Here is a 13,091-nt window from a genome sequence, read left to right on the forward strand (position 1 = left end):
GACCAGGAGTGCGCTTACCGCAGGGCGCTGAACAGGAGTGCCCTGAACTACAGTGCCGTGAACCTGAGCAGCACCGCGTGCTCCGGGTTGAGGACGGGCATCGGCAGCCCCACCTCGGCGAGGAACCGGCCACCGGCGGTGGCGCCGGCGGCCAGCCACGCCGGCGGCTGGACCTGGGTATAGGTGTGCGCGTAGTCAGCGTCGCCCGGGGCCGGGAAAATCGCCTCGACGAGGTATGTCCGGTCCGCGTCGAGCCCGGGAAAACGCACGCGTCCGGGCTGTTCGGCGAAGGCAGTCCGAGTGCTGACCAGCGCAAACAGTGCCGCCGTCGAACCCGCCGAAAGCTGTGCGGTGCCGCCGGTGCCGGCCGCCCCGGCCACGACGCCGTGCAGCATGAGCGCATCATCGGGGACGTCGGCCCGGATCATCCGGCCCGAGTGGATCAGGCCGCGGTGCTCCTTGTAGAGGCCGATGAAGCGCTTGAGCTCCTCGCGTTCCGCGCCCTGGACCTGCCGCACGTCCCACTCCATCCCGAAATGCCCGAACAAGGCCGTGATGGCGCGGAACGAAAGATCGTGGGTCCGGGCCGTGGTGTGGCTGGTGGTGGGCCCGATGTGTCCGCCCACGAGCTCGGGCGGGACCACCAGCCCGGTCCAGCGCTGGATGGTCTGCCGTTCCAGGGCGTCGTTGCAGTCCGAGCCCCAGATCCTGTCCGTCCGCTCCAGGATGCCAAGATCCACGCGTGCGCCGCCGGAGGAACAGCTTTCGATCTCGACGCCGGGGTGGGCCTTGCGCAGCTCGTCAAAGAGCCGGTACGCGGCGTGGGTCTGTTCGTGGACCGAGGACCGGCCGGCGCGGCCGTGTTCGGTCTGGTCCCGGTTCTGGTCCCACTTGAGGTAGCCGATGTTGTTCTCGCGCAGCAGCGCGTCGATCCGGTCGAAGATGTACTGCCAGGCGTCCGGGTTGGCGAGGTCGATGATGTGCTGGTGCCGCCACTCAAGGGGCAGGCGGCCGCCGTCCTTGTGGGTCTGGGCGGAAGGCCCGACGATCCAGTCCGGGTGCTCCCGGGCAACATCGGAGTCCAGGTTGACCATTTCCGGTTCCACCCAGAGCCCGAACTCCATGCCGCGGGACGTCACGGCGTCGACCAGCGGCGTGAGTCCGTCCGGCCACAGGGTCTCGTCAACGTACCAGTCGCCCAGGCCGGCGTGATCGTCGCGGCGCCCGCGGAACCAGCCGTCGTCGAGCACGAAGCGCTCCACGCCGAGCTCGGCCGCCGAGTCCGCCAGTTCGATCAGGGTCTCGAGCCGGTGGTCGAAGTAGACAGCCTCCCAGGTGTTCAGCACCACCGGGCGCGGTTTGCCGTTCCCGGCGTTGGCCGATGGGGCGGGGAGGACATGGTGCGGCCGGTTCCGGAACCAGCTGTAGAAGGCCTCGCTGATGCCGTCCAGTCCGCGGTCCGAGTAGGCGGCGAACAGTGCGGGGGTGGTGTAGCTGCCGCCGGGTTGCAGGATGACCTCGGCCGGGCCCAGCAGCTCTGATCCGCCGATCATGGTCCGCCCGTCCGCGATGCTGTCGGCGAACTGTTCGTGGTTGCCGCTCCAGGCCAGGTGGGTGGCCCACACCTTGCCGTGGCGGTTGCCGAAACCGGCGGTGCCCGCGGCCAGCAGCAGGGAGGAATCGTGTCCGGTGCGGCCGTGGCGGCCGGTCCGGACCCAGGTGCCCTGCTGGATCCCGCGGCGCTGCGGGTGGCGTTCCCGGCACCAGCGGCCGGTCAGGTCCAGGAGCTCTGCGGCATCCGGCGCCACCGGGAGCACCGTGGCCAGTTCGTCCAGCTGGAAGGGCGAGTTTCCGGTGTTGGTGAGGGTGTGGCGCAGTTCCAGCAGACCGCCGTCGTGCAGTCTGAGGGCGGACTCCACAGTGATGCCGGCATCGGCGTCCGACTGGGTAATGACGGCGCTGGTTCCGGCGGCGGAGTTTCCGACGGCGCTGGTTCCGGCGGCGGAGTTTCCGACGGCGGTGGTTACGTCCGCTTTCACCTCCGCCATCTGGAGGAGGACGGAGAAGTCGTAGCCAGGGACGCCGTCGGCTATCCGGTGTCCGCGGAGGGCCGGACGCCCGCGCCAGCTGGATGAAGCCTGCGGAAGGAGCCCGGCGGGGACGGTGGCGTCGATGGCGGAGTGCGGGATCGGTTCGCCGAGGATGGCCAGATCGGGGAGTGAGTCGCCCAGATCGGCGCCCCAATGGATGACCTCGGCCTCCCCGCTGTCGAAGCTGATCACCAGGCTGGTGTTGGCGGAGCGGAGGTGCAGGGGATCCATGGTGGTCTCTTTCGGTGGTGATGGTGCGCGTCCGGTGACGCAGGCTCTTGGTGTGGAGGAGGGAAAGCTCCGGGTGCCGCCGTCACGAGGAGGAAGCGGCGGCACCCGGAGCGGGTGACTGCGGCCACATCCGCAGTCACGGCAGACGCCCTACTTGAAGAGGGCGTTGACCTGGTTGTTGGCTTCCGTGAGGGAGCTGGCAGGCTTCTTGCCCGAAAGGACAGCGTCCATGGCCGGCTTCATGATGCCGTCCACCTTGGCCGCCTTGTCCGCGATGGGGAAGAGGAACGTAGTGCTGTCCTTGACGTGCGTGGTGAAGGCGGACACGTCGGTGCCCTTGGCAGCGAAGGCCTTGGCTGCGAGCTCGGAGGAGCTGGTGATGGCGGGGAAAACGACTGCCTTCTTGGCTACAACGTCCTGGCATGCGGTGGAACCGAGGTATTCGACCCACTTGATGGAGGCAGCCGGGTTCTTGGTGCCCGCCCAGATGGAGTCTGCCAGTCCATTGAACATGCTGGCGCGCTTGCCTTCGGCTCCCTTGGGGGTGGGGGCGAAAGCGGCCTCCACACCCTTGTAGCTCTGGTACTGGCCGATCAGCCAGTCGCCGGTGGTGTTGATGGCGGCCTTGCCCGCACCGAAGTTGTCCGCCAGGCTGGCGCCCACGGTGGTCTCAAGCTTGGGCATGTAGCCCTTGTCAATCAGGCCGGCCCACCAGGCGATGGCCTCCTGGAAACGGGGGTCGTCGTAGTTGAACTTGGCGCCCCAGGGGTTCTTGTCCGTGGCGGTCCAGCCGGTGGTGGCGGTCAGGAAGCTCCACTCGGTCTGGCCCTGGCCCGAGCCGCTGCCGGCCAGTCCGAGTCCGTAGACGGCCACGTTGTTCTTGTCGAAGCCGGCCTCGTCGCCGCGCTTGCCGTCCTTGTCCACGGTCAGGTGCGCGATGGCCTTCTCGTAGCTGCCGCCGTCCTTGGGGTTCCAGTCCAGGTTCGCCATCTGCTCGGCGGTGAGGCCTGCGGAGTCCGTCATGGCCTTGTTGTAGAAGAGGCCGACCGTGTCCCAGTCCTTGGGCAGGCCGTAGCGCTTGCCGTCCTGGCCGACCCAGAGCTCGGGGAGGCCCTTGGTGTAGCTGTCCAGCTTGATGCCGTCCTTGGCGACGGCGTCATCGAGGGTGAGTAGCTGCTTCTTCGCGGCCAGCTCCGGGTACTTGGCGAGGTGGTCGGTGAAGACGTCCGGGGCGGTCCCGGCGACAAAGCCGTTGGTCAGGGTGGTCCAGTAGTCGTCCCAGCCCCGCTGGGTGATCTTGACCTTGATGTCCGGGCTGGCCTTGGTGAAATCGTCAGCGCACTGCTGGTAGGCCGGGAGCTGGTTGGCGTCCCACAGCCAGTAGTTGATCTCGCCCTTGGCTTCCGAGGACGCCGGGGCGGAGCCGCCGCAGGCGGAGAGGGAGAGGGCGATGGCTGCGGCGGCAGCTGCGACGCCGATGGTTTTCTTCATGGTGGGCCTTTCGAGGGGTTTGCGGTGATTCAGGAGGATTGGAGGGATCACTTAATGCCGGAGAAGCCGATGGAGTTGACAACCCGTTTGCCGAAGGCGATGAAGAGCAGGAGCACGGGCACCGCGGCCACCAGCGTGGCGGCCATCAGGCCGGACCAGTCGGGGGCACCCTGCGGGGACTGGGACTTGAAGACGCCCAAGCCCACGGTGAGCACGCGGACGCTCTCGTCCTGGCCGACCAGGAGAGGCCAGAAGTATTCATTCCACTGGCCGATGAAGGTCAGGAGGGCCAGGGTGGCCAGCGGTGCTACGGCGTTTGGCAGCACGATCTGGAAGAAGATCCGAAAATGCTTGGCGCCGTCGAGCATGGCGGCTTCTTCCACTTCGCGGGACATGCTGAGGAAGAACTGGCGCAGGAAGAAGATGGCGAACGGCGTCATGAACAGGAAGGGCAGCGTCATGCCGGCGAAGGTGTTGAGCAGGCCCAGGTTCTTGATCATGAGGAAGTTGGGCAGGGCCGTGAAGATTGGAGGAACCATCATCGTGGCCAGGAACAGGGCGAACACCTTGTTCCGGCCGGGCCAGCGGAGCCGGGCGAAGGCGTATGCGGCCATTGCGCTGAAGAACACCTGCCCGGCGGTGGTAGCGGTGGCGAAGACCACCGAGTTCCGCAGGTAGAGCCAGAAGTTGATGGCTGCGCCGGAGCCGCCTTCGGCGATTGCCTCTTCGGGACTCTGCAGCCCCAGGACCCGTTTGAAGGCGCCCCAGCTGAAGTCGGCGGGCAGCAGGTTGCCGGCGTTGGAGGCGAGCGAGTGGTTGCTGGACAGCGCGGTCCGGAGCATCCACAGGAACGGTGTCACCGTTACGGCGATTGCGACGACGACGAGGGCCCAGGCGCCGACGCGCCGCCAGTCGATGGGCTTCTTGCGGGACAGTGTGGAGGTACTCATGGCTGGGGTTCCTTAGTCCAGATCCGATTCGTTGCCCTTGAGGAACTTCATTTGCACGAAGGCCACGAGAGCGAGAATGACGAAGAAAATGACGGACAAGGCCGAGGCGTAGCCGAAGTCGGATTCGCCGAAGGCCTTCTGGTAGATGTACATCTGGATGACACGGGAGGCATTGATGGGGCCGCCGCCGGTGGTCACTGCCACGGTGTCGAACACCTGGAAGGATCCGATCACCGTGACCACCAGGACCAGCACCAGCACGGGGCGCAGGAGCGGCATGGTGATGCTCCAGAAGGTCCTCGTAGGGGAGGCGCCGTCGAGGGAGGCGACCTCGTACACATGGTTGGGAATGGACTGCAGGCCGGCGAAGATCAGCAGGGCGGTGTAGCCCATGTGGCGCCAGACATTCACGAAGGCGATGGTGGGAATGGCCCACTGCTCGCTGCCGAAGAAGGCGATTCGGGGCAGGCCCAGCCAGTTGATGATCTCGTTGACGATGCCCATCTGGTAGTCGAGCATCCAGAACCACAGCAGGGCAACGATCACGTTGGCGACCAGGAAGGGCAGCAACAGGGCGCCGCGGATAAACGTGGACTTGGCCACCCGGTGCATGAGGAGTGCCAGCCCGAGGGCGATGACCGTCTGGAAGCCGATGTTCAGGGCGACGTACTGGAGGGTCACGCCCATTGCGTTCCAGAACAGCTCGTCACTGAAGATTGCTGTGTAGTTCTTGATGCCGATCCAGGTGGGATCGCCGAGGATGCTGTACTCGGTGAAGCTGAGGTAGATGCCGCGAACCGTGGGAACCAGAAAGAACGCTACGAAGCCGATCATTGCCGGAAGGATGAACAGCAGGGCGATCCGGAGGTCGCCGAGGCGGCGGCCACGGCCGGGCCTGGCGGCATTGCCGCGTTGTGAGTTCCTCGCTCCGCCGGCCACTGGATCCGGAAGTTTGGTGATGGTGGTCATCTTTGACCCTTCCTGATGGTGTGATGTGGGTAACAGCTGGAAATTGAATCTACACGAGTAGAAAACGACTGGCAAGACGTTTCCCCTTATTTAACAAGGCCGAGTCCGACATCATGGTGTGCACTTGTTGACTCGTGTAGATCACCGTGGGAGACTGTCCGGAACGGCACCCGCAGCACAGGGCGCTGCCGCTAGATCAGGCTTTGAGTGAGGTAATTTGTGGAAACGCGCCCGAGCATCCCGCTCGACGATCAATGGTCGGCGGATGTTGCCCCGGTACTGCGGAACGCCTTCCCGACGGCCCGGTAGCTAGCATGGACTCCATGACGACCCCGATAGCGACCGCCCCCCGCAGCCAGGTGACCCGCAAGGATGTTGCCCGCTACGCGGGGGTGAGCACCGCCGTCGTCAGCTATGTGGTGAACGGCGGGCCCAAGAAGGTGGCGCCGGCAACTGAAGCGAAGGTCCAAGACGCCATCCGTATTCTGGGCTACCGGCCCAATGCGGCCGCGCGGGCGCTGAAATTGGGCTCCAGCGAAACCCTGGGCCTCGTGATCCCGGACAACAGCAACCCGTTCTTCGCGCTGCTGGCCCACGCGGTCGAGGACGCGGCGGCGGCGCGGGGCTATGCGCTCCTGCTGACGAACTCCGACGGCAATCTGGCCAAGGAGCGCCAGCATGTGCGCAACCTGGCAGCGCGCCAGGTTGACGGCGTGGTCCTGGCCAGTGTCCTCTTCGAACCCGACCTGGCGGACCTTGAAGCAGCGGAAATACCGTCGGTGCTCCTGAACCACAGCGGCGAGGCTCCCGGCTTCAACAGCGTGGGCGTGGACCTCGCCGCCGGCGCCAGGATGGCGGTCGAACACCTGATCGGGCACGGCCACCAGAACATCGCCCTCGCGATGGGAACCAACACTGCCAACGCGTTCGATCTCCGCGAACAGGGCTGGCTGCAAGCCCTCACGGACGCCGGGCTGCCCGAGGGCCCCGTTGTCCGCGGGGAATTCACCCGTGCGGGCGGCTACGCCGCCGGCCGGAGGCTTCTCGCCTCAGCGAACCGGCCCACCGCCATCTTCGCCAGTTCCGACATGCAGGCGATCGGCATCCTCCGGGCCATCCACGAGGCTGGGCTCTCGGTGCCGGGCGACATCACGCTGGCGTCCTTTGACGGTTCAGCCGAGGCGGAATACAGCTGGCCTGCCCTGACCACCGTCGAGCAGCCGGTCCGGGACATGGCGGAAGCGGCCGTCAGTGCACTCGTGGGGTCAACCCGGGGTCAGCAGCCCGAACACCGGATCTTTCCGACCACGTTGCGCATCAGGCAGTCCTGCGGCTGCCCCTGACCGCGACTGGCTGCCCCTGACCAAGCTGGCTGCCCCTGACGGGGGCCTCCAGCCGGGCAGGGGCGGCCTGGCTTATTTGTTCAGCGAGTGCGCGATCTGGGCCATGACGGTGTTGTCGGCCAGCGTGGTGGAATCGCCCACCTCGCGTCCTTCGGCGACGTCCTTGAGCAGGCGGCGCATGATCTTGCCGGACCGGGTTTTGGGCAGTTCCGGCACCACCAGGATGGTCTTGGGTTTGGCGATCGGCCCGATTTCCTTGCCGACGTGGTTGCGCAGTTCCTGGACGATCGCGTCTCCGGTGTCCACGGCGTCCCCGCGCAGGATCACGAACGCGACGATGGCCTGGCCGGTGGTCGCATCCGCGGCGCCCACGACGGCGGCCTCGGCGACGGCGTGGTGGGAGACCAGGGCGGATTCGATTTCCGCGGTGGAGAGCCGGTGGCCGGAGATGTTCATGACGTCGTCCACCCGGCCCAGCAGCCAGATGTCGCCGTCGTCGTCTTTCTTGGCGCCGTCGCCGGCGAAGTACATCGTTTCGAACCGGGACCAGTAGGTTTCCTTGAACCGTTCCGGGTCGCCCCAGATGCCGCGCAGCATGGCCGGCCACGGTTCGCGGATGACCAGGAAGCCGCCGTGACCGTCCGGAACGGATTCGCCGGCCTCGTCCACGACGTCCGCGGCGATGCCGGGCAGCGGGACCTGGGCGGAGCCGGGCTTGGTGGCCGTCACGCCGGGCAGCGGGGCGATCATCTGCGCTCCGGTTTCGGTCTGCCACCAGGTGTCCACGATCGGGGCCGGATGGTCCTTTTTCTCGCCGTTCTTGCCGGCGTTGGCGCCGATGACCTCGCGGTACCACATCCAGGCTTCCGGGTTGATGGGTTCGCCCACGGAGCCCAGGACCCGGATCGAGGAGAGGTCGTACCTGGCCGGGATCTCCTTGCCCCATTTCATGAAGGTGCGGATGGCGGTCGGGGCGGTGTACAGGATGGAGACCTTGTACTTCTCCACGATCTCCCACCAGCGGCCCTGGTGCGGGGAATCGGGGGTGCCCTCATACATGACCTGGGTGGCGCCGTTGATCAGCGGGGCGTAGGCGACATAGGAGTGGCCGGTGATCCAGCCGACGTCGGCCGTGCACCAGTAGACGTCGGTCTCCGGGTGCAGGTCGAAGACCGCCTTGTGCGTGTACGCGTTTTGGGCCAGGTACCCGCCGGTGGTGTGCAGGATGCCCTTGGGCCTGCCCGTGGTGCCGGAGGTGTAGAGGATGAACAGCGGGTGCTCCGCGTCGTGCCCGACGGCGGTGTGCTCGGGCGATGCGGCGCCGACCGTGTCCGCCCACCAGTGGTCCCGGCCCTCGTGCCAGTCCACGTCCTGGCCGTTGCGCCTGACCACCACGACGTTCCGGACCGTGTGGTCGTCGGCGGCCAGGGCCTCGTCGACGGCGGCCTTCAGGGCGCTGGGCTTGCCGCGGCGGTAGGTGCCGTCGGCCGTGACGACGAGCCTGGCCTCGGCGTCCTCGATCCGGGAGCGCAACGCGTCGGCGGAGAAGCCGCCGAACACCACGGAGTGGATGGCGCCGATCCGGGCGCAGGCCAGCAAGGTGATGACGGCCTCGGGGATCATGGGCAGGTAGACGGCCACACGGTCGCCCTTGGCGACGCCGAGGGACTCGAAGGCGTTGGCGGCTTTCTTGACCTCTTCGGTGAGCTGTGCGTAGGTGTAGGTGCGGGTGTCGCCCGGTTCGCCCTCGAAGTAGATCGCGACGCGGTCCCCGTTGCCGGCCTCGACGTGGCGGTCCAGGGCGTTGTATGCGGCGTTGATTTCGCCGCCGACGAACCACTTCGCGAACGGCGGGTTGGACCAGTCCAGCGCCTGGGTGAAGTCCTTGCTCCAGCTCAGCAGCTCGCGGGCCTGCCTGGCCCAGAAGGCGGGGCGGTCGGCGTCGGCCTCGGCGTAATCGGCGGCGGTGACCACGGCATTCGCCACGAACTCGGCGGAGGGCGCGAACCTGCGGTTCTCCTGGGACAGGTTTTCGAAGGCGTCGCCCTGCCGGGACGGCGTGGCGGAAGACGTCACGCCGGGAGCCGGCGTGGTCATGGAGCCGGGTGTCTGCTGGGACATGGTGAACCTCATCATTCATCGATCCGTGCTGCGGGCCGCCGGATCCCCGCCGCCGCGGGCCGCAGGCGCGGCATCGGGCAACGGCTAATCACGGCGGTACCGCAAAGAGCTGTTCCGCAATAAACACTAATACCTGGGCCGCGCTGATCGTGTGCCCCGTCACAAAGGTCGCAGTGAGCGGTGTTTGTTAAGCGCCGAGTGGCGCCGGGGGTTGCTTGCCGTCCGTCACCCGGCGCACGTGGCGTTGCACGAGGAGCGCCCAAACGCTGAGGAGGAGGGCGACAATGCCCAGGTCGCGGGCGGCGGCGGGCGTCCTCGGTAGGAGAATTCCCGTCACCACCCCTGCCACGGCGAAGAAACCGACGGCCCTCCACAAAAAGACCGGTGTCCCGTTCAGAAGCTCCATGCCCACACCCTACTCCCGGTCCTGATCTTGCAGCGCCCGTCCACGGCTTGTCAGCTAGTGATCGGCCAAGCACTTGGCTAGGCTGAGATGAAGTTGTGACATCCGATGGAGGCGACAGGACCGCGTGCCGTCCGGTCTTTGCCTGCCGTTAGGCGGCACCGTCCAGGGTGGCGCCATGCTAAGGAGAACAGAATGAACGAGCAAGCTAACGGGCGGCTCCAGGCGCCTTCCCAGAACGAGGGCAACAGCGGCCCGGCCAAGCCGGCGGGCTACGGGGAACCGCCCCGCTTCACGGTGGACAAGAAGGCCGGAAAGAAGAACGAGGCAGTCCTCGGGCCGTTCACGATCCGGGATCTCACCGTGTTCGGATCCACGCTGCTGCTCTTTGTCGCCTCTCTGATTCCGATGTTCGACTTCAGCTATAACCTGTGGAACCTCGGCAGCCTGTTCTTCCTGGGCCTGGGGATCGTGTTGCCGCTGATCGTGTCCGCCTTGTTTGTGGCCCGCCGCGTGAGCCCTGAAACGAGGATCCGGATCGGGTCCCTGTCGATGGACCAGTTCGCGTCCGTGGTGGCGTCCTTCGCGGTCGCCTTTTTCTTCCTTGCCGTCGCCGGCGCGTTCGTGCCGAGCATGCTGGTGGCGCTCGTGGGCGCGCTGGGACTCTTCGCGGCCACCGTACTGGCGCGGTTGATCCCGTACTTCGCCGGTGACTTCCTGGGCCGTGAGGAGGCACCCGCCCATGTGGTGGCCCGCGAGGCTGCCGCGCCGGTCCGCATGCCCCGGGCCCCCAAAGCGCCGAAGGCCCTCAAGACAGCAAAAGAAGCCGGGCCCGCCAAGGAAACCGGGCCCGCGAAGGCAGCCGGGGTCGCCGGCTGGGCCAGGCGCATGACCCCTGGCGTCCACTCGGCTGCTCCGGAATCGACCCCGCGCGGGTATGAGTCCTTCGGTGCAGCGTCAGGCGGCGCCGTCCCGGGGGTCGCAGTTCCGGGCGCCGAGGGAGCTGTCCCCGCCGCGGCATCCGCGGAGTCAGCCCCGTCCGCGGCGGCAACTGCGGTTGCGCCGTCACACGGCACAGGTCCCGCTCCGGCCCCCAGCGCCCCGGAAACGCAGGTATCCGGCATTGTGCCGGCGGCCGCGCCGCCTGCCGCTTCGGCCCCGTCAGCTGCTTCCGCTGCGGAACAGACCCAGGCTGCCGGCGTCGTGGCGCCTGCCGCTTCCGCCGCCTCTGCCTCTTCCGCCGCGTCCGCCCCCGCGGCCCCGGCCGAGGAAACCCGGGCCGCCGACGTTCCGGTTGCCGCCGGCGGCAGCGCCCCCACCACGGTCAACCCGCAGGTCCGCCCGCAGGAGCCGATCGGCGCCACCGTCGATCCCGCCAGCCGGCCCGTGGAGGACGATGTCCAGCCCGTGCACGAGGCCTTCTGGTTCGCCGTCGCCCAGCCCCGCAGCGCCGTGGACGAGCACACCGGCGCGCCGGCGTTCGTCATTGAACCCGGCGGCTGGGTGCTTGCCCTGGAGGACCGCGGCCACGAATTCCTGGTCCAGCACACCGACGGCCGCGTGGGTCTGCTGCGCGACCTCAGCAACATCGAACGCGGTTAGCCCGACCCCCGTGGCCACCGAACCCGGCAGCCCCAAGCCCGGCAGCCCGCGGGCGTCAGGGGAATCCGTGCTGGCGCTCAAACGCCGTGCCCGCAGGATCAACCGGGCCCTGGCGGAGCAGTATCCGTATGCTCACGCGGAGCTGGATTTCCGCAGTCCGTTCGAGCTGGTGGTGGCCACGGTGCTCTCTGCCCAGACCACGGACGTGCTGGTCAACCAGATCACGCCCCTGCTCTTCGCGCGCTATCCGGACGCGCGGAGCATGGCTGAGGCGGATCCGGCCGAACTGGAAGCCATCATCAAGCCCACCGGGTTCTTCCGCGCCAAGGCCAGGAACCTGATGGCGCTGTGCAACCGACTCGTCGACGAGTACGACGGCGAGGTGCCGGGGAGACTAGAAGACCTGGTGACGCTGCCCGGCGTCGGACGGAAGACCGCGAATGTTGTGCTGGGCAACGCCTTTGGCATCCCGGGAATCACTGTGGACACCCATTTCGGCCGCCTGGCCAGACGGTTCGGCTGGACGGATTCGGATGATCCGGTACGGATCGAGTCCGACGTCGCCGAATTGTTCGAGCCGAAGGACTGGACCATGCTGTCGCACCGCGTCGTGTTCCACGGCCGGCGGGTCTGCCATTCGCGCAAGCCGGCCTGCGGCGCCTGCGCCGTGGCCAACTGGTGCCCCAGCTACGGAGCGGGCGAGACGGATCCGCAGAAGGCAAAAAAGCTGCTGAAGTACGAGCTGGCTCCGGGACAGGAAGAGCTCCTGGCGAAGCTTCTGGCGGAGACCGACAGGGCCGCCGAAATCCGGATGGAATCGCAGAGGAAGCAACGATGACCGCCCGCCAGGACCTCACGGACCTCGTTGCCGCCGTGGACGCGGGCACGGCGCCCGCGCCGGATCCGCGCTGGCGCGAGCTCGTCGTCGAGCCTGGTGAACGCATCCGCAGGGCCGCCGTCCTGATGCTCTTCGGGGCGCTCGATACCGTTCCGGCGGCCTCCGTCAAGCTGCTGGCTCCCGCCGATCTTGACGTCCTCCTGCTGCAGCGGGCACAGACCCTGGATGACCACCCCGGGCAGGTCGCGTTTCCCGGCGGCGGCATTGACCCCGGCGAATCCGTGGTCGACGCGGCCCTGCGCGAGGCCGAAGAGGAGACGGGGCTGGACCCTGCGGGCGTGGACGTCCTCGGCGTCATGCCGGAACTGGCCCTGCCCCGCGGGAACTTCCTGGTCACGCCCGTCCTGGGCTGGTGGGCTGCCCAGTCGCCCGTGCGTGTGGTGGACTACGGCGAATCCGCCCAGGTGTTCCGCGTCCCGGTCCGGGATCTGCTGGACCCGGACAACCGGGTCATGGCCACCGTCAGCCGTGCGGGTCAGACGTTCCAGAGCCCTGCCTTCACCGTCAACGGAGTGGTGGTGTGGGGCTTTACCGGGATGATCCTGAACCAACTCTTTGAGCAGCTGGGCTGGGCAGTTCCTTGGGACCGCACGCGGCTGTTCGGGATCGATATCTGAGTCGAGCGTGGAGCTGAGCTGCTAGCCGGTCGCCAGCCGGCTGGTGGCCAGGGGAACAGGCATCCGTGGTGCCGGCTTGTTGGTGGAGAGTTTCTTGCCGGCGCCGGAATGGTCAACGACCAAGCCTGTCGCGGCGTTCTCGCGCACAGCAGTAATGCCCGCGGCCGCGCCCTTGATGGTGTTGAACAGCGGCGAAACAGCAACTACCGTTCCATCCGCCGCCGTGAGCCTGAAGAAGTAACCTTTGTCTCCCGCTACAGCGATCTCAAAAATGCCAGCCAAACCGTTGCCTCCCCAATTCCTTGCGTCGTTGCAATGGCCGGCGGAAACGATGGTTTTGCCAGCCATTTCGAGCCTATCCGGGGAGACGGACAGT

General features: G+C 67.2%; 11 protein-coding genes. 4 read left to right on the forward strand and 7 right to left on the reverse strand.

From position 1 onward, the window contains the following. Positions 1–47: 47 nt before the first annotated feature. From ACQCSY_RS12765 to ACQCSY_RS12780, 4 genes are all read right to left on the reverse strand, one after another. Positions 48–2,321 (reverse strand): alpha-galactosidase, encoded by a 2,274-nt coding sequence (locus ACQCSY_RS12765; protein WP_427129282.1) that lies wholly within the window; start codon positions 2,319–2,321, stop codon positions 48–50. Between the two features lie 150 nt (positions 2,322–2,471). Next, complete coding sequence (locus tag ACQCSY_RS12770; protein WP_427129284.1) at positions 2,472–3,812, reverse strand: ABC transporter substrate-binding protein; 1,341 nt, start codon at positions 3,810–3,812, stop codon at positions 2,472–2,474. Positions 3,813–3,859: 47 nt separating this feature from the next. Further along, the gene (locus ACQCSY_RS12775; RefSeq protein WP_427129286.1) at positions 3,860–4,762 is read right to left on the reverse strand and encodes a carbohydrate ABC transporter permease; all 903 of its coding nucleotides are present in this window, start codon (positions 4,760–4,762) and stop codon (positions 3,860–3,862) included. A gap of 12 nt (positions 4,763–4,774) precedes the next feature. Beyond that, entirely contained in the window at positions 4,775–5,731 is a 957-nt protein-coding gene (locus ACQCSY_RS12780; protein WP_427129288.1) for a carbohydrate ABC transporter permease, read from the reverse strand. A gap of 323 nt (positions 5,732–6,054) precedes the next feature. On the opposite strand from ACQCSY_RS12780, the gene ACQCSY_RS12785 reads away from it, so the two are divergent. Continuing rightward, positions 6,055–7,074: a LacI family DNA-binding transcriptional regulator gene (locus ACQCSY_RS12785; RefSeq protein ID WP_427129290.1), complete on the forward strand. Its 1,020-nt coding sequence runs from the start codon at positions 6,055–6,057 to the stop codon at positions 7,072–7,074. Between the two features lie 72 nt (positions 7,075–7,146). Here ACQCSY_RS12785 and acs read toward each other — a convergent pair whose 3' ends face one another. Together acs and ACQCSY_RS12795 are read right to left on the reverse strand one after the other, a co-directional pair. Further along, the gene (acs, locus tag ACQCSY_RS12790; RefSeq protein WP_427129292.1) at positions 7,147–9,195 is read right to left on the reverse strand and encodes an acetate--CoA ligase; all 2,049 of its coding nucleotides are present in this window, start codon (positions 9,193–9,195) and stop codon (positions 7,147–7,149) included. Positions 9,196–9,382: 187 nt separating this feature from the next. Next, the gene (locus tag ACQCSY_RS12795; RefSeq protein ID WP_427129294.1) at positions 9,383–9,601 is read right to left on the reverse strand and encodes a hypothetical protein; all 219 of its coding nucleotides are present in this window, start codon (positions 9,599–9,601) and stop codon (positions 9,383–9,385) included. A 192-nt stretch (positions 9,602–9,793) separates the two neighbouring features. On the opposite strand from ACQCSY_RS12795, the gene ACQCSY_RS12800 reads away from it, so the two are divergent. The 3 genes from ACQCSY_RS12800 to ACQCSY_RS12810 are packed head-to-tail and all read left to right on the forward strand — an operon-like array spanning position 9,794 to position 12,715. Further along, a complete protein-coding gene (locus ACQCSY_RS12800) occupies positions 9,794–11,200 on the forward strand; it encodes a hypothetical protein (protein ID WP_427129296.1) in 1,407 nt (468 codons plus the stop codon). 10 nt (positions 11,201–11,210) lie between these two features. Then, positions 11,211–12,038 carry an endonuclease III gene (gene nth / locus ACQCSY_RS12805; RefSeq protein ID WP_427129297.1) on the forward strand — a complete coding sequence of 276 codons (828 nt, stop codon included), beginning with the start codon at positions 11,211–11,213 and terminating at the stop codon, positions 12,036–12,038. Further along, a complete protein-coding gene (locus tag ACQCSY_RS12810; protein WP_427129299.1) occupies positions 12,035–12,715 on the forward strand; it encodes an NUDIX hydrolase in 681 nt (226 codons plus the stop codon). Before nth ends, ACQCSY_RS12810 begins: the two co-directional genes overlap by 4 nt. A 21-nt stretch (positions 12,716–12,736) precedes the next feature. Here the strand turns inward: ACQCSY_RS12810 and ACQCSY_RS12815 are convergent, their stop codons facing one another. Then, positions 12,737–13,063, reverse strand: a complete 327-nt coding sequence (locus tag ACQCSY_RS12815; protein ID WP_427129300.1) for a YegP family protein — start codon at positions 13,061–13,063, stop codon at positions 12,737–12,739. Between the last annotated feature and the right edge of the window lie 28 nt (positions 13,064–13,091).

Source organism: Pseudarthrobacter sp. S9 (assembly GCF_050156545.1).
In the GTDB taxonomy this organism is placed as follows: Bacteria; Actinomycetota; Actinomycetes; order Actinomycetales; family Micrococcaceae; genus Arthrobacter.

Excerpts from the sequence above, each read along its gene's own strand:
- ACQCSY_RS12765 (WP_427129282.1), bottom strand. The coding sequence starts at position 2,321 with ATGGATCCCCTGCACCTCCGCTCCGCCAACACCAGCCTGGTGATCAGC.
- ACQCSY_RS12770 (WP_427129284.1), bottom strand. The coding sequence starts at position 3,812 with ATGAAGAAAACCATCGGCGTCGCAGCTGCCGCCGCAGCCATCGCCCTC.
- ACQCSY_RS12775 (WP_427129286.1), bottom strand. The coding sequence starts at position 4,762 with ATGAGTACCTCCACACTGTCCCGCAAGAAGCCCATCGACTGGCGGCGC.
- ACQCSY_RS12780 (WP_427129288.1), bottom strand. The coding sequence starts at position 5,731 with ATGACCACCATCACCAAACTTCCGGATCCAGTGGCCGGCGGAGCGAGG.
- ACQCSY_RS12785 (WP_427129290.1), top strand. The coding sequence starts at position 6,055 with ATGACGACCCCGATAGCGACCGCCCCCCGCAGCCAGGTGACCCGCAAG.
- acs (WP_427129292.1), bottom strand. The coding sequence starts at position 9,195 with ATGTCCCAGCAGACACCCGGCTCCATGACCACGCCGGCTCCCGGCGTG.
- ACQCSY_RS12795 (WP_427129294.1), bottom strand. The coding sequence starts at position 9,601 with ATGGAGCTTCTGAACGGGACACCGGTCTTTTTGTGGAGGGCCGTCGGT.
- ACQCSY_RS12800 (WP_427129296.1), top strand. The coding sequence starts at position 9,794 with ATGAACGAGCAAGCTAACGGGCGGCTCCAGGCGCCTTCCCAGAACGAG.
- ACQCSY_RS12810 (WP_427129299.1), top strand. The coding sequence starts at position 12,035 with ATGACCGCCCGCCAGGACCTCACGGACCTCGTTGCCGCCGTGGACGCG.
- ACQCSY_RS12815 (WP_427129300.1), bottom strand. The coding sequence starts at position 13,063 with ATGGCTGGCAAAACCATCGTTTCCGCCGGCCATTGCAACGACGCAAGG.